Source organism: Dyella flagellata (assembly GCF_030160275.1).
GTDB classification, from domain to species: Bacteria; Pseudomonadota; Gammaproteobacteria; order Xanthomonadales; family Rhodanobacteraceae; genus Dyella_B; species Dyella_B flagellata.
Window position 1 is genome coordinate 39335 of the sequence record NZ_BSOA01000018.1, and the last position, 15372, is coordinate 54706.

The window sequence follows — 15372 nt, forward strand, 5'->3', positions numbered from 1 at the left end:
ATCCGCGACCATCGGCATCCGATGGAGTTTGCGAAACCTTGCCCATGCCTATCTACGAATTCCAATGCAACGCCTGCGGCCATCGTTTCGATCGCCTGCAAAAACTGTCCGACCCCGATCCCGCCAACTGCCCCGACTGCGGCCAGCCGCAGGTGCAGCGCCAGCTCAGCGCGCCGCAGTTCCGTCTTGCCGGCGGTGGCTGGTACGAGACTGATTTCAAGAAGGACGGCGACAAGAAGCGCAACCTTGCCGGTGATGGCGGCACCGCTGCATCGTCGCCGGAACCGAGTTCCAGTCCGTCACCCGCGCCCGCGCCGGCGCCAGCCCCGACGGCGACATCGACGACCTGACGCCGGCCGGGGTGCCGGCCGCAAACTCGCCATGTGCCCGGGAATGCTAAGATTCCGGGTCTTTTCCACGCTGATTCGCCGCCCCGGCGGCCCGGAGCATCAAGCGCATGCGCACGCATTTCTGCGGCCTCATCAACGAGTCGCTGGTCGGACAGACCGTCACCCTGTGCGGCTGGGTCAACACCCTACGCCTGCAGAGCCACGTAGCCTTCGTCGACCTACGCGACCATGAGGGCATCGCCCAGGTGGTGATCGAGCGCGATAACGCCGATGCGTTTGCCGTGGCCGGCGAGCTGGGCTACGAGTATTGCCTGCGCGTTACCGGCAGCATCCGCAAGCGCCTGTCGGCCAACGACAAGCTCAAGACCGGTACGGTGGAAGTGCTGGCCGAGAAAGTGGAAATTCTCAACGTCGCGAAGGATCTGCCGTTCGCCCTGCACGAGAATCCCAACGAGGACATGCGGATGACTTACCGCTACCTCGACCTGCGCCGCCCGGACATGCAGCAGATGATGCGTACCCGCATCCGTCTGGTGCAGGCGCTGCGCCGCTATCTGGATGCACGCGGCTTCCAGGATATGGAAACACCGATTCTTACCAAGGCCACCCCGGAAGGCGCGCGCGACTACCTGGTGCCCAGCCGTGTGCATCCAGGGCAGTTCTACGCGCTGCCGCAGTCGCCGCAGCTGTTCAAGCAAATCCTGATGATGGCCGGCTTCGACCGCTACTATCAGATCGCCCGCTGCTTCCGCGACGAAGACCTGCGCGCCGATCGCCAGCCGGAATTCACCCAGCTCGACATGGAATTCGCCTTCGTCCAGGAGCAGGACGTGCAGGGTTTCGTGGAGCCGATGATCCGCGAGGTGTTCAAGGAGGTGATCGGGGTGGAGCTGGCCGATCCCTTCCCGCGCATGACCTGGGAAGATGCGATGCGCCGCTATGGTTCGGACAAGCCCGACCTGCGCATTGCGCTGGAGCTGGTCGATGTAGCCGATGCGCTCAAGCAGGTGGAGTTCAAGGTCTTCGCCGAGCCGGCGAACGACCCGGCCGGCCGTGTGGCGGCGCTGCGCCTGCCGGGCGGGGCCACGCTAAGCCGCAAGGAAATCGATCAGCTCAGCGAATACGTCGCCAAGTACGGTGCGAAGGGTCTGGCCTGGATCAAGGTGGAGGATCTGGCCAAGGGCCGCGAGGGCATCAACTCGCCGGTGGCGAAGTTCCTCGACGATACCGCGCTCGATGCGGTGCTCAAGGCTACCGGCGCGCAGTCGGGCGATATGCTGTTCCTCGGTGCCGGCAAATGGAAAACCGTCACCGATTTCATGGGCGCGCTGCGCCTGAAAGCCGCCAAGGACCGCGGGCTGGTGGAAAACAGCTGGAAACCGCTGTGGGTCACCGACTTCCCGATGTTCGAGTACGACGAGGAAGAACAGCGCTACGTCGCCTTGCATCACCCGTTCACCGGGCCGAAGGTGGACGATATCGCCGACCTGCGTGCGAATGCGGCGATCGCGGTAAGCCGCGGCTACGACATGGTGCTCAACGGCAACGAGATCGGCGGCGGCTCGATCCGTATCCATCGTCCCGACATGCAGAGTGCGGTGTTCGAGCTGCTCGGCATCGGCGCGGAAGAAGCCGAGATGAAGTTCGGCTTCCTGCTCAAGGCGCTGAAGTTCGGCGCGCCACCGCACGGCGGCATCGCGTTCGGCATCGACCGCGTCGCCGCGCTGATGGCGGGCACCGAATCGATCCGCGACGTGATCGCGTTCCCCAAGACCACCAGCGCGCAGGACCTGATGACCGACGCACCGTCGATTGTCGGCGATGCGCAATTGAAAGAGCTGCACGTAGCGGTGCGAGTGAAGGAATGAGGTTAGATTGGGTCGTCATTCCCGCGACGGCCCTTATTCCATGACCGAACACGTCATCCTGTTGCACGGCCTGTGGATGCGCGGCTTTGCGTTGGGCCTGCTGCATCGCCGCCTGATGGAAGAAGGCTTCCGCGTCCATCGTTTCGACTACATGAGCGTGGCGGCGAAGCAGGAGCGCGTCCTGGCCCGCTTGCATGCAAGCATGCTGGACTACGCGCCCGGCCCTGTGCACCTGGTCGGCCACAGCCTGGGTGGCTTGCTTGCTCTGCGCGCCTGTCTCGAAGCGCAGGATCTGCCCCCTGGACGCATTGTCTGTCTTGGCTCGCCCCTCAAAGGCAGCGCCGCGGCGCGCGCCTTTGCCCGTCTCTGGCGAGGCGGCGAGGTTTTGCTGGGCCATAACCGCGAGCTGCTGGAACTCGGGCTGGAAGCCTGGAAAGGCCCGCGCGAGGTGGGCGTGATCGCAGGCTGCATGCCAATCGGCCTGGGCGCCATGCTCAGCCCGATCTCCGGTGAGCATGACGGCACGGTGGCGGTGCAGGAGACCCAGGTGCCGGGCCTGGCCGCTCATTGCGTCGTGGAGACCAGCCATACGGGGCTGCTGTTTTCGGCGGAAGTGGCGCGCTTGACGGCCCATTTTCTGCGCGAAGGCCGCTTCGACCCGCCCATGAAAGGCGCGTCGTAGGCTGGGATGACAATCCCAGCTTTGCTTGCCGCGGCCTAGGTGCTGGGATTGCCATCCCAGCCTACGCACTCCTGAGCAATATTTGACCAAAACACCACCCCGGGGCGAGTTTTGCGCAAGATTGGCCCCTCATTCGACCCTTCGGGCCACCTTCTCCCCGCAGGGGAGAAGGAGTCGGATGGCGCAATGCAGTAAAATCCCCCGCTTTCCACTTTCACACCCAAGCCAGGTATCCCCATGGGTAGAGGCCCGTCCATCGAAGGTCGCAAGAATGCCGAAGACGCCAAGCGCGCCAAGGTGTTCACCAAGCTGATCCGCGAAATTACCGTCGCCACGCGAGCCGGCGTGCCCGATCCCGCGCTCAACCCGCGCCTGCGCACGGCTGTGGACAAGGCGCTGACCGCCAACATGTCCAAGGACACCATCGAGCGCGCGATCAAGCGCGGCTCCGGCGCCGACGGCGGCGCCAAGATGGAAGAGCTGCGTTATGAAGGCTACGGTCCGGGCGGCATTGCGCTGATCATCGAATGCTTCACCGACAACACCACCCGCACCGTCGCCGACGTTCGCCACGCGCTCACCAAGCACGGCGGCAACCTGGGCACCAGCGGCTCGGTGGCGTTCCAGTTCACACGCTGCGGCGAGCTGGTCTTTCCGACCGGTGGCGACGAGGTGAAGGAGGAAAAGATCCTGGAAGCCGCCCTGGATGCCGGTGCCGACGACGTGGTCAACGATAACGGCGAAAGCACGGTGATCTGTGCTACGGAAAACTTTGAAGCGGTACAGCAGAAGCTGATCGAGGCCGGCCTCGACGCACAGCACGCAGGCGTGGTGATGCGGCCTAACAACCGCACCGCGGTGTCGGGGGAAACGCTGGAAACGCTCAACGACCTGCTGGAAAAACTCGATGCCCTCGACGACGTGAGCGAGGTGTACCACAACGCATTGTTGCCGGCCGAGTAATGGGCTTTCGAGCCATCTCTCAATGATCCGCATCCTCGGCATTGATCCAGGCAGCCAGCGCACCGGTATCGGCATCGTGGATGTCGATGCCGCCGGCAAGTTATCGCATGTCTTCCATGGCGCGCTGATGGTGGCTGGCGAAGACAATTTTACACTGCGCCTGAAGCGCATTTTCGAAGGCGTAGATGAGATCATCGGCCTTCATCGTCCGGTGGAGTGCGGCATCGAGCGCGTGTTCATGGCGCGCAATCCCGATTCGGCGCTCAAGCTCGGGCAGGCGCGTGGCGCGGCGATTTGCGCGGTGGTCAATCGGGGCATTGCGGTGCATGAATACGCGGCCACCGAGGTCAAGCAAGCAGTGGTCGGCAGCGGCCGCAGCGACAAAACCCAGGTACAGCACATGATTGGCGTACTGTTGGGCCTCAAGGGCCCGATCCAGGCTGATGCGGCCGATGCACTGGCGATAGCCGTGGCGCACGCGCATACCCGTTCGAGTCTTGAACGCGTGGGCATCCCGCGCACCGCATGGAGGCGACGCCGGTGATCGGCCGACTCAGGGGAATACTCGTTTCAAAGCAGCCACCATGGTTGCTGGTCGAGGTCGGTGGCGTGGGCTATGAGCTGGAAGCGCCGATGTCGACCATTTACGACCTGCCGGCCACCGGCAAGGAAGTGACGCTGCTGACCCACTACGCAGTGAAAGAAGACAGCGTGGCGCTGTACGGCTTTTTGCACGAATCGGAGCGTGCTTCCTTCCGCAATCTGCTGAAGGTCAGCGGCATCGGCGCGAAGACCGCGCTGGCGGTACTGTCTGGCGTGTCCACCCAGGATTTCGCCCGGCTGGTGCAGGCTGGCGACGTGGTGGCGCTTACCAAGATCCCAGGCATCGGCAAGAAGACGGCCGAGCGCATCGTGGTGGAGCTGCGCGATCGCGTGGACGGCCTCGGCGCAAGCTTGCCGGGTCTTGCGGCTGCGCCAGGCGCTCCGGCCGATCCGGCCGCCGAAGCCACCGTGGCGCTGCAGCAGCTGGGCTACAAGCCGGCCGAAGCGAGCCGGCTGGTGCAAAAAGTGGCCGAGCCGGACGACAACGCCGAAACCATCATCCGCAAGGCGCTACGCGCCGCACTGGGGAGCTGAATCGTGGGTACTCATCAAGGACTGAGCGAAGCCGATGCGAAGAAACGCCTCGCTGCGCTGTCGCTGGGCGCCATCGGCGTGGTTTACGGCGACATCGGTACCAGCCCGCTGTATACGCTGCAGACCACATTGAGCCATGACGGCATGCGTCCGACACCGGAGAGCATCTACGGTGTGCTGTCGCTGATCTTCTGGGCACAGATCATCGTGGTGTCGCTGAAGTACGTGCTGTTCATCATGCGCGCCGACAACAAGGGCGAGGGCGGCATCATGGCGCTGATGGCCTTGGCGCTGCGCGGTGTGGGCGGTCAGCCCAAGCTGCGCTGGTTGCTGGCGATCATCGGCATCTTCGGCGCTTCGCTGTTCTACGGCGACGGTGTGATCACACCGGCCATTTCGGTGTTGTCCGCGGTGGAAGGCGTAAAGGTGGCCGCGCCGGGATTGGCGCACTGGGTGGTGCCGGTCACGGCGGTGATCCTGTTCTTCCTGTTCGCGCTGCAGCGGCATGGTACCGAGCGCGTGGGCAGGTTGTTCGGCCCGGTTATGGTGATCTGGTTCATCACCATTGCGCTGCTCGGCGTGCGCATGATTCTCACCGAGCCGCAGGTGCTGTACGCACTCAATCCCTACCACGGGCTGCACTTTTTCATGGTGCATGGTGCGCAGGGGTTCGTCGCCCTGGGCGGTGTGGTGCTGGCCCTGACCGGTGCCGAGGCGCTGTATGCGGACATGGGGCACTTCGGCAAGCGGCCGATCCGGCTGGCCTGGTTCAACTTCGTGCTGCCCGCGCTGGTGCTCAATTACTTCGGCCAGGGCGCCTTGCTGCTGCACGAGCCCACCGCCATCGACAATCCATTCTTCAAGACCGTGCCGCAAGTGCTGCTGTATCCGATGATCGGATTGGCCACGGTGGCGACGGTGATCGCATCGCAGGCGGTCATCTCCGGAGCGTTCTCGATGACACGCGAGGCGATGTCGCTGGGCTATTCGATGCGCATGCCGGTCGTGCATACCTCGCGCGAGATGTCCGGCCAGATCTTCGTGCCGTGGATCAATGCGTTCCTGCTGGTGATGGTGCTGGTCGCCGTGCTCGGCTTCCGCAGCTCCGACAGCCTGAGCGCGGCCTACGGCATCGCGGTGACCGGCACGATGACCATCACCACCGTGCTGGCCTTGTTCGTGGCACGCCACCAGTGGGGCTGGCGTGTACCGGTCCTGCTGATCGTTGGCGCGACCCTGCTGATCATCGACATCTCCTTCTTTGCCGCCAACCTGATCAAGGTGGAATTCGGCGGCTGGTTCCCGCTGGTGCTGGGTCTGGGCGTCTTCATCATCATGACCACCTGGCGCCGTGGCCGCGAGCTGGTGGTGCGCGAGATCAAGCAGGGCGGACTGGCGTTGTCACCCTTTATCGACAACATCACTGAGCACCCGCCACTGCGCGTGCCGGGCACCGCGGTTTTCCTCACCGCCAACCAGCACTCCGTGCCGCATGCGTTGCTGCATAACCTCAAGCACAACAAGGTGCTGCACGAGCGCAACGTGATGCTGACGGTGGAGATGCTGGAAATGCCGGTAGTGGATGTGGGAGAGCGCATCCACCTGTCGCCGCTGGGCAGCGATTTCTACAGCCTGGAACTGCGCTTCGGCTTTGCCGAGGACCCGAACATTCCGCTGGCGTTGTCCAAGTGCGCCAAGAGCGGCCTGCCGTTCGACCTGATGGACACTACCTTCTTCCTATCGCGCGAGAACATCGTCGCCGACAAGCGCCGTCCGGGCATGGCGCTGTGGCGCGACCGGCTGTTCGCTTTCATGTCGCGCAATGCGTTGCCGGCGACGGCGTTTTTCCAGATTCCCGGCAATCGCCTGATCGAATTGGGGACGCAGCTGGAAATCTGATTGCGTAGGCTGGGATGCGAATCCCAGCATCGCGGTATGGCGTGCGTGGCTATGCTGGGATTGGCATCCCAGCCTACGATTATCACGCCCCCACCCATAAAACCCTTGCGCTCAGCCATAATTGCGTCATGTCCGATCACCGTATCATCACCGCTGCCGCCCAGCTCGACGACGAAGCGCTGGAGGCTTCGATCCGTCCCAAGCGGCTCAGCGAATACCTGGGCCAGCAGGCGGTGCGCGAGCAGCTGTCGATCTATATCGAAGCGGCGAAAAGGCGCGGCGGCGCGCTCGATCACGTGCTGATCTTCGGGCCGCCGGGCCTGGGCAAGACCACGCTGAGCCATGTCATCGCCAACGAACTGGGCGTGAATATCCGCTCTACCTCCGGCCCGGTGCTGGAGCGGGCGGGCGATCTGGCCGCGCTGCTGACCAATCTCGAAAAGAACGACGTGCTGTTCGTCGACGAGATCCATCGCCTCTCGCCGGTGGTGGAGGAAGTGCTCTATCCGGCGATGGAGGATTTCCAGATCGACATCATGATCGGCGAGGGCCCAGCCGCGCGTTCGATCAAGCTGGACTTGCCGCCGTTCACCCTGATCGGCGCCACCACGCGCGCGGGTCTGCTGACAGCGCCCTTGCGCGATCGCTTCGGCATCGTGCAGCGCCTGGAGTTCTACTCGCCTGAGGAACTGGCCGCGATCGTGCGCCGTTCGGCGCGCATTCTTGGTATTCCCTGCGAAGTGGATGGCGCGCAGGAAATCGCGCGGCGCTCGCGCGGTACGCCGCGTATCGCCAATCGCCTGTTGCGCCGCGTGCGCGACTACGCGGAGGTGCGGGCAGGGGGACAAATCACGCGAGCAGCGGCGCAGGCCGCGATGGACATGCTCAAGGTCGACGCCCAGGGCTTCGACGAGCTGGACCGCCGCTTGCTAGCCACCATCATCGAGAATTTCGATGGCGGCCCGGTGGGCGTGGAATCGCTGGCCGCCGCGCTCAGCGAAGACCGTGGCACGCTGGAAGACGTGGTCGAGCCCTACCTGATCCAGCAAGGCTTCCTGGTGCGCACGGCGCGTGGCCGCATGGCCAGCGCGAAGGCCTGGCGTCACCTGGGGCTTACGCCGCCCCCGCGTCAGGCGCAGCCGGGCGATTTGTTCAACGGCGGCCCTGATGTCTGAGTTCCAGCCCTTTACCTGGCCGGTGCGGGTGTACTGGGAAGACACCGACGCCGGCGGCGTGGTCTACCACGCCAGCTACCTGCGTTTCATGGAGCGGGCCCGCACCGAATGGCTGCGCCGGCTAGGCGTCGATCAGCTGGCGTTCAAACAGGCGACCGGCCTGGCCTTCATGGTGCACCGGATGGAGATCGATTTTCTCCGGCCCGCCCTGCTGGACGATGAACTGACGGTGGCGGTGGAAGTCAAAGAACGCCGTTCAGCCAGTATTCTTTTCGCGCAATCGATTTCCCGGGCGGATGGCGTCGTGCTGATCCAGGCGCAAGTACGTGCGGCTTGCGTGGACTTGGCACGGATGCTGCCCGCCCGGATTCCGGAAGACATCATCGGCCGGATCGGTCGGGGTTGATCCCCGTCCGGCCCCAAGCCAAGTACAAGCAAGCCCTATGCGGTGGAGACCCCCCAAGCCATGAACGGTGGATTGAACGTTTTCGAGATCATCAAGGACGCAAGCTGGCCAGTGACGCTGGTGATGCTGGCGTTGCTGGTGTTCTCTTTCCTGTCGTGGGTGATCATCGTCCGCAAATACATGCAGCTGAAAGCGGCGATGCAGAACGCCGAATCCTTCGAAGAGCGCTTCTGGTCCGGCGCGGATCTGGCGCAGCTGTTCCGCGAAGTGAGCAACAACGGCGGCGACACCGGCGGCATGGAGAGCATCTTCGAATCGGGCTTCCGTGAATTCGTGCGCCAGCGCCAGCGCCGCAGCGCCGACGTGCGCACGGTGATCGAGGGTTCCGAGCGCGCGATGCGCGTGGCCGGCACCAAGGAAATCGGCACATTGGAGCGCAACCTGGAATTCCTCGCCAACGTGGGCTCGATCAGCCCGTATGTGGGCCTGTTCGGCACCGTGTGGGGCATCATGGGCGCCTTCCAGGGCCTGGGCGAAATGAAGGATGTCACCATCGCCGTAGTGGCGCCGCACATCTCCGAAGCGTTGATCGCCACCGCGATGGGCCTGTTCGCCGCGATTCCGGCGGTGTGGGCCTACAACCGCTACGCCAACAAGGTGGAACGTGTCGCCTCGCGCTACGAGGTGTTCCAGGAAGAATTCTCCTCGGTGCTGCAGCGGCAGATCCAGATCGACGAAAATCACTGATAGAGGGCCGCGACCATGCTCAGCTCCGCGCGCCACAAGCGTCTAAAGCTCAAATCCGAGATCAACGTCGTGCCCTACATCGACGTGATGCTGGTGCTGCTGATCATCTTCATGGTCACCACGCCGATGCTCAACTCGAACGTCGACGTCAACTTGCCGCAAGCAAATGCCAAGTCGCTGCAGGACAAGAAAGAGCCGGTGATCGTCTCGGTCGACAACCAGGGCCACATGTACCTGACCCTGGGTACCAGCAAGAAGGAACCGATCGAGGCCGACGCGCTAAAAGTGAAGGTCGGCGCGTTCGTCAAGCAGAATCCGGAGGTGAGCGTGCTGGTCGCGGGCGATCGCGACGGCAAGTACGAAGGCGTCTACCAGGTGCTGGCCTTGTTGCAACAGGCTGGCGTGGCCAAGGTCGGCTTGATGAGCGCGCCGGAGTCGGGCAAACCGAATGGAAGACCGTAACACCAAGGGCACTCCCCTGGCGGTCGTTTTATCGGCCGTTCTGCACCTGGGTATCGTGGCCTTCCTGTTCCTGGCCACGCTGTCTTGCACGTCGTACGAGAAATTTCTCACCGCGTTGCATTTGCCCAACCCGATCACCTGCACGCCACCGCCGCTGCAGCTCACCGGGCCGGTGATCGAGGCCACGCTGATCGGCAACACGGCTGCGCCGCTACCGAAAGCGGAGAAGGTGAAGCCGGTGCCGAACACGGTACCGCCACCGCCTTCCGTGCCGCCGCCGCCTCCGCCTCCTGAGGTGGTGCCCAAGCCGAGCCCGCTGCCGCCGCCGCCGGAGCATCCGGACGTGGTGGACCAGGAGAAAGTGGTGCAGGAAGGATTGGAGAAGGCCGAGAACGCCAAGAAGGAGCAGGAAGAGAAGCAGCGTCAGCGTCAGGCTGAGCTGGACGCTCAGGCGGCTAAAAAGAAGGCGGAGCAGGAAAAGGTGGATGAGCTGTTCAAGCAGCTTGATGCCGCTACAACGCAGACGCAGAAGGCCGACAACAAGGCCAAACAGGCCAAGCAGCAGCTCGCGGATCTGAAGAATGCGCAGGCGAATGGCCTGGAGAACCTGCCGAATGACACAGAGCGCAAGACTGGCAACAACGCCGCCCATTCGAGCCTTACCGATCAGTACCAGGCAGCCATCATGGACGCGTTAAAGAAAAATTGGCTTGGACCGTCCGATACTCCACCAACCCCCTGTCTGGTGCATATCGTTCAGGCACGTGGAGGTGAAATAGTGAGCGCTAAGGTTGACTCGAATTGCCCTTATGACGAGGCAAGCAAGAAAGCGGTCGAGGATGCAGCATTCCGTGCTCATGAACTACCTTATAAAGGGTACGAGAGCGTGTTTACCCCCACTATCGACGTCTACTTCCGGGCACAGTGATTACGGTATGAAAAAATTGACTCAATTCCTGGCGATCTTGATCGCCTACTGCGGGCTGGCATTGCTGAGTCAAGTTCACGCTCAGCAACCGTTGACCGTGAATGTCGTGGGTATGACGAAGACCGCCACGCCGATCGCCGTGGTGCCCTTCGCCCAGCAGGGCGCGCCGCTGCCTACCGACATCGCCGACGTGATCCGCAACGATCTCAACCGCTGCGGTAAATTCCGTTCGCTGGCGGTGAGCGAAATCGTCGAGCAGCCGAGCCAGGGCTCGGACATCAAGTTCGCAACCTGGCGCCTGCTCAAGCAGGACTACATCGTGATCGGCCGTATCAAGGATGCCGGCAACGGCATGGTCACGGTCGAATACGAGCTGTGGGACGTCAACCGCCAGCAGCGCCTGCTGGGCGAGGCCATGTCGCCCGCCGCCACCAGCGATCTGCGCAGTGTCGCGCACCAGATCGCGGACAAGATCTTCCAGCAGATCACCGGCATTCCCGGCGCGTTCTGGACGCGCATCGCCTACGTGACCATGGTCGGCACCGGCAACAACGCCAACTATTCGCTGATCGTGGCCGACTCCGACGGCTACAACCCGCAGGTGGTGGCGCGCTCGCATGAGGCGCTGCTGTCGCCCAAGTGGTCGCCGGATGGCAGCCGTATTGCTTACGTATCGTTCGAAGGCGGCAACTCGGCGATCTACATCCAGAACATCGGCACGGGCGCGCGCCAGCTGATTTCGGGCCGCGCCAAGGGCATCAACAGCGCGCCGGCCTGGTCGCCGGATGGCACCAAGCTTGCCTTGTCGCTGTCCTATACGGGCAATCCCGAGATCTACGTGATGGACCTGGGCAGCCGCCAGGAGACCCGCCTGACCCGCAGCATGGCCATCAATACCGAGCCGGTCTGGGCGCCGGACGGCCAAAGCATCTACTTCACCTCCGACCGCTCCGGCAAGCCGGAGATCTACCGCGTATCGGCTGGCGGCGGCACGCCCGAGCGCATCAGCTTCCAGGGCCAGCAGAACCTGGATGCCTCGATCAGCTATGACGGCAAGCAGATTGCCATGGTGCAGGCCAACGGGAACGTGTATCGTATCGCCATCGTGGACCAGGGCCAGGGTGGGCAGTTGCGCTTCATCTCGCCCGGTCCGATTGACGAATCGCCAAGCTTCGCGCCGAACGCCAGTATGTTGATCTACGCCGCCAGCGATGGAGCCCGTGACGTGCTATATGCCGTTTCGAGCGATGGCATGGTGCGTCAGCGCCTTGCGCTTGCCGACGGCAACGTCCGCGAGCCGGCCTGGGGACCTTATCGCAAGCAGTGATCCGATCCGGCCGTGTCCTTGAGCCGCGGCCGGATGACCTGAGGAGGGGGCCCGGGGCACGAAAGTGTTCCGGCCACGACCAGCGTGGCGGTTTGCCATGCCTGTTTTACCGGCCTCTGCAGTACAATGCGGGGCCTTGGCCTGTAAGTGCAAGAAAAAACAAAACAACAGCCGGTACACCGGCGATGGCTGTCCCGTAACCGCAATCGTCATTGACTGTCGGAAATCAAACCCGTTTGAAGGAACGTCACCATGAATAAGACCGTTCGTATTGCCCTGGTCGCCCTGCTCTGTGTCGGTGCGGCCGCCTGTACCAAGAAGCAGGAAACGAAGCCCCAGCAGCCGCAGCAGGAAACCCAGCAGGTGGCTCCGCCGCAGTCCGGCGAGCACAAGTACACCGCGGCTGACCTCGACACCGACGCCTGCCTGAAGCAGCGCGTTGTCTACTTCGACTTCGACAAGGACGAAGTGAAGCCGGAGTTCCAGCAGATCATGCAGTGCCATGCCAAGTTCCTGCAGGACGTGCCGACCGCGCGCATGACTTTGGACGGCAACACCGACGAGCGTGGTACGCGTGAATACAACCTGGGCCTGGGCGAGCGTCGTGGTAACGCCGTGTCCAGCGCGCTGCAGGCCAATGGCGGTTCCGCCAGCCAGATCAACGTGGTCAGCCACGGCAAGGAACAGCCCGTGTGCCGCCAGCACAATGAGGATTGCTGGAGCAAGAACCGCCGCGTTGAGATCAGCTACTCGGCGACCTGATGGTAATTCGATTGGCTAAGCGTTTCATGGCCAATCTCAGCATGGCGGGCGCCCTGGCGTCCGCCATGCTGTTTATGGCGCCCGCGCATGCCCAGAACTCTCCCATGAGTCTGGCCGATCGCGTTGCGCGCCTGGAACAGCAACAGCAGGGCCAAGATCAGAACAAGCTCAACCAGCTCAATCAGCTGCAGCAGATGCAGTCGACCATGCAGCAGATGCAGGGCCAGATCGAAGAATTGCAGCACCAATTGCAGCAATTGCAGGATCAGAGCAAGGCCCAGTACAGCGATCTGGACAGCCGCGTCGGCAGGATCGAAAAACAGGGCAGCGCCAGTCCGGCGCCATCGGCCACCAGCCCGGCCCCGGCCAATGCATCGGCGCCTGGCAATGCGGCCTCCGTTGCGCAGCCCGCAGCTCCTGCGGCTCCCGCTGAATCTGCTGCCGAGAAAGCTGCCGCTCTCAATGCCTACAACACCGCGTTCAAATCGCTGCGCGGAGGCGACTACGTAACCTCGTCGCGCGGCTTCCGCGAGTTCATCCAGAAATATCCCAACGACGCGCTTACGCCCAATGCGTTCTATTGGCTGGGCGAGTCGTACTACGCCACCACCAACTACCAGGTTGCGGTGGAAGCCTTCAAGCATCTGCTCAGCCAGTATCCGCAGAGCGATAAGGCGGCCGATGCCACGCTCAAGCTCGGCTACAGCCAGCTGGAGATGAAGCAGACCGACGAAGGCGTCGCCACGTTGAAGACCGTGGTGAGCAAATACCCTAACTCCAATGCGGCCAAGCTGGCCCAGGAGCGCCTGCGGCGTATATCGCAGCAGACGACTCGGTGAGGGTAGGGCGGTGAGCGACACTCCGGTGAGCGTGGAAGCTGCCACGTCGGGCCAGGGCGCGGTTGAGCGCCTGCGCATCACCGAGATCTTTCATTCGATCCAGGGCGAAGCCGATGCGATCGGCTGGCGTTCGGTGTTCGTCCGCCTCACCGGCTGCCCGCTGCGCTGCGTGTGGTGCGATTCGGAGTATTCGTTTTACGGCGGCAACTGGCGCGATATCGATGACATACTCGTCGAAGTCGCTTCGCATGGCGCCTCGCATGTTTGCGTTACCGGCGGTGAACCGCTGGCGCAGAAGCGTTGCCTGATCCTGCTGCGCAGGCTCTGCGATGCCGGCTACGAGGTCTCGTTGGAAACCTCTGGCGCCCTGGATGTGGCGGCCGTCGATCCGCGCGTGCGCAAGGTGATGGATCTGAAGGCGCCCGATTCCGGCGAGGCGCAGCGCAATCTTTGGTCCAACCTCGATCACTTGCTGCCGCACGACCAGGTGAAGATCGTGATCGCCAGCCGCGCCGATTACGAATGGGCACGTGGGGTGGTGGCCGAGCATCGCCTCGACGCGCGCTGCATGGTCTTGTTTTCGCCTGTGCACGGGGCCGTCGAGCCGCGCGCGCTGGCCGAATGGATCATCGAAGACAAATTGCCGGTCCGTTTTCAACTGCAGCTGCACAAGCTGCTGTGGAATGACGCGCCGGGGCATTAGCGTATCTGTTTAGGGGATACGTGTACCTGCTTGCGCCGGAATGACGGCATGAAAAAACCACGCCCCGGCCTGTGTCGCCGGCAGCGTCCCCGGCCGGTGACCGGCCGTTCTCCTGCACTGGAATTGCTTTATGTCATCCACCCCCCGCAAGGCCGTCATCCTCGTTTCCGGAGGCATGGATTCGGCCGTCACCATCGCCTTGGCCCGCGAACAGGGCTATCAGGTTCATGCACTGAGCGTGGCTTATGGCCAGCGCCACAGCTCCGAACTGGATGCCGCCGCGCGTGTCGCACGCATGCTCGGTGCGGTCGAGCACAAAACCGTGCATGTGGACCTGCGCAGCATCGGCGGCTCCGCGCTCACGGCCGACATCGACGTACCCGAGCAGGGCGGTGACGGCATCCCTGTCACCTATGTCCCGGCACGCAACACCATCATGCTTTCGGTGGCGCTGGGCTGGGCCGAGGTGCTGGGTTCCAACGACATCTGGTGCGGCGTCAATGCCGTGGACTATTCCGGCTACCCGGACTGCCGCCCGGCCTTCGTCGAGGCCTTCGAGCACCTGGCCAACGTAGCCACCAAGGCTGGTGTGGAAGGCGCAGGCATCCGCGTCCATGCGCCACTGATGGCCATGAGCAAGGCGGATATCGCCCGCGAAGGGCAGCGCCTCGGGGTGGACTTCTCCGCCACGGTGAGTTGCTACCAGGCCGACGCCGAAGGCCGTGCCTGCGGCCGCTGCGATGCCTGCCGCCTGCGTGCGCAGGGCTTTCGCGAGGCCGGCCTACCCGACCCAACTCGCTACGCTTGAGCTCCGGGCCCCGAGATCGCTTGTGCCCGAGGGCTTCAGCCCATAAAATGATCAGCTGACTTTTTTACGGGCCGTTAGCTCAGCCGGTAGAGCAGCGGACTTTTAATCCGTTGGTCGACAGTTCGAATCTGTCACGGCCCACCAATGAAAGAAAAGGATCTGTGGCAACACAGATCCTTTTTCTTTGCCGTCGGTCCGTCATTTTCTGTTTGTGTTGCGCAAGCAGGACGGGGCGACATGCATCTTGCGTGCAAGGAAGGATTCATCGCACAGCTTCGCCAATGAAGCCTTGCACAACTGCTTATCACGTCCCGTT

17 protein-coding genes and 1 tRNA gene are annotated in these 15372 nt (G+C 63.1%); all 18 read left to right on the forward strand.

Annotation, left to right across the window (positions count from 1 at the left end; translation table 11 throughout):
* Window positions 1–44: 44 nt before the first annotated feature.
* The 18 genes from QQJ96_RS10480 to QQJ96_RS10565 all read left to right on the forward strand — a co-directional run bounded on the left by QQJ96_RS10480 (window position 45) and on the right by QQJ96_RS10565 (window position 15200).
* On the forward strand, window positions 45–350 hold the full coding sequence (locus QQJ96_RS10480; protein ID WP_284331943.1) for an FmdB family zinc ribbon protein: 306 nt from the start codon (window positions 45–47) through the stop codon (window positions 348–350).
* A 107-nt stretch (window positions 351–457) separates the two neighbouring features.
* Window positions 458–2218, forward strand: coding sequence for an aspartate--tRNA ligase (gene aspS, locus QQJ96_RS10485; protein WP_284331944.1), 1761 nt, complete (start codon window positions 458–460; stop codon window positions 2216–2218).
* A 40-nt stretch (window positions 2219–2258) separates the two neighbouring features.
* The gene (locus QQJ96_RS10490; protein ID WP_284331945.1) at window positions 2259–2900 is read left to right on the forward strand and encodes an esterase/lipase family protein; all 642 of its coding nucleotides are present in this window, start codon (window positions 2259–2261) and stop codon (window positions 2898–2900) included.
* Window positions 2901–3137: 237 nt separating this feature from the next.
* Window positions 3138–3863, forward strand: a complete 726-nt coding sequence (locus QQJ96_RS10495; protein WP_284331946.1) for a YebC/PmpR family DNA-binding transcriptional regulator — start codon at window positions 3138–3140, stop codon at window positions 3861–3863.
* A 22-nt stretch (window positions 3864–3885) separates the two neighbouring features.
* Entirely contained in the window at window positions 3886–4407 is a 522-nt protein-coding gene (gene ruvC / locus QQJ96_RS10500; protein ID WP_284331947.1) for a crossover junction endodeoxyribonuclease RuvC, read from the forward strand.
* Complete coding sequence (gene ruvA / locus QQJ96_RS10505; protein WP_284331948.1) at window positions 4404–5000, forward strand: Holliday junction branch migration protein RuvA; 597 nt, start codon at window positions 4404–4406, stop codon at window positions 4998–5000. The genes ruvC and ruvA overlap by 4 nt, the downstream gene beginning before the upstream one ends.
* A 3-nt stretch (window positions 5001–5003) precedes the next feature.
* Window positions 5004–6899 (forward strand): potassium transporter Kup, encoded by a 1896-nt coding sequence (locus tag QQJ96_RS10510; protein ID WP_284331949.1) that lies wholly within the window; start codon window positions 5004–5006, stop codon window positions 6897–6899.
* Window positions 6900–7027: 128 nt separating this feature from the next.
* Window positions 7028–8074: a Holliday junction branch migration DNA helicase RuvB gene (gene ruvB, locus QQJ96_RS10515; RefSeq protein ID WP_284331950.1), complete on the forward strand. Its 1047-nt coding sequence runs from the start codon at window positions 7028–7030 to the stop codon at window positions 8072–8074.
* Window positions 8067–8480 (forward strand): tol-pal system-associated acyl-CoA thioesterase, encoded by a 414-nt coding sequence (gene ybgC / locus QQJ96_RS10520; RefSeq protein ID WP_284331951.1) that lies wholly within the window; start codon window positions 8067–8069, stop codon window positions 8478–8480. The genes ruvB and ybgC overlap by 8 nt, the downstream gene beginning before the upstream one ends.
* Window positions 8481–8540: 60 nt before the next feature.
* Window positions 8541–9227, forward strand: a complete 687-nt coding sequence (gene tolQ, locus QQJ96_RS10525) for a protein TolQ (RefSeq protein ID WP_284331952.1) — start codon at window positions 8541–8543, stop codon at window positions 9225–9227.
* Between the two features lie 15 nt (window positions 9228–9242).
* Window positions 9243–9689: a protein TolR gene (gene tolR, locus QQJ96_RS10530; RefSeq protein WP_284331953.1), complete on the forward strand. Its 447-nt coding sequence runs from the start codon at window positions 9243–9245 to the stop codon at window positions 9687–9689.
* Window positions 9676–10617, forward strand: coding sequence for a cell envelope integrity TolA family protein (locus QQJ96_RS10535; protein WP_284331954.1), 942 nt, complete (start codon window positions 9676–9678; stop codon window positions 10615–10617). Before tolR ends, QQJ96_RS10535 begins: the two co-directional genes overlap by 14 nt.
* A gap of 7 nt (window positions 10618–10624) precedes the next feature.
* Complete coding sequence (tolB, locus tag QQJ96_RS10540; protein ID WP_284331955.1) at window positions 10625–11944, forward strand: Tol-Pal system beta propeller repeat protein TolB; 1320 nt, start codon at window positions 10625–10627, stop codon at window positions 11942–11944.
* Between the two features lie 252 nt (window positions 11945–12196).
* Window positions 12197–12706, forward strand: coding sequence for a peptidoglycan-associated lipoprotein Pal (gene pal / locus QQJ96_RS10545; protein ID WP_284331956.1), 510 nt, complete (start codon window positions 12197–12199; stop codon window positions 12704–12706).
* A gap of 11 nt (window positions 12707–12717) precedes the next feature.
* Window positions 12718–13545: a tol-pal system protein YbgF gene (ybgF, locus tag QQJ96_RS10550; protein ID WP_345782706.1), complete on the forward strand. Its 828-nt coding sequence runs from the start codon at window positions 12718–12720 to the stop codon at window positions 13543–13545.
* Window positions 13546–13555: 10 nt separating this feature from the next.
* A complete protein-coding gene (gene queE / locus QQJ96_RS10555; RefSeq protein ID WP_284331958.1) occupies window positions 13556–14248 on the forward strand; it encodes a 7-carboxy-7-deazaguanine synthase QueE in 693 nt (230 codons plus the stop codon).
* 130 nt (window positions 14249–14378) lie between these two features.
* Complete coding sequence (queC, locus tag QQJ96_RS10560; protein WP_284331959.1) at window positions 14379–15056, forward strand: 7-cyano-7-deazaguanine synthase QueC; 678 nt, start codon at window positions 14379–14381, stop codon at window positions 15054–15056.
* Window positions 15057–15124: 68 nt separating this feature from the next.
* A tRNA-Lys gene (locus QQJ96_RS10565) sits at window positions 15125–15200 on the forward strand.
* Window positions 15201–15372: the final 172 nt, after the last annotated feature.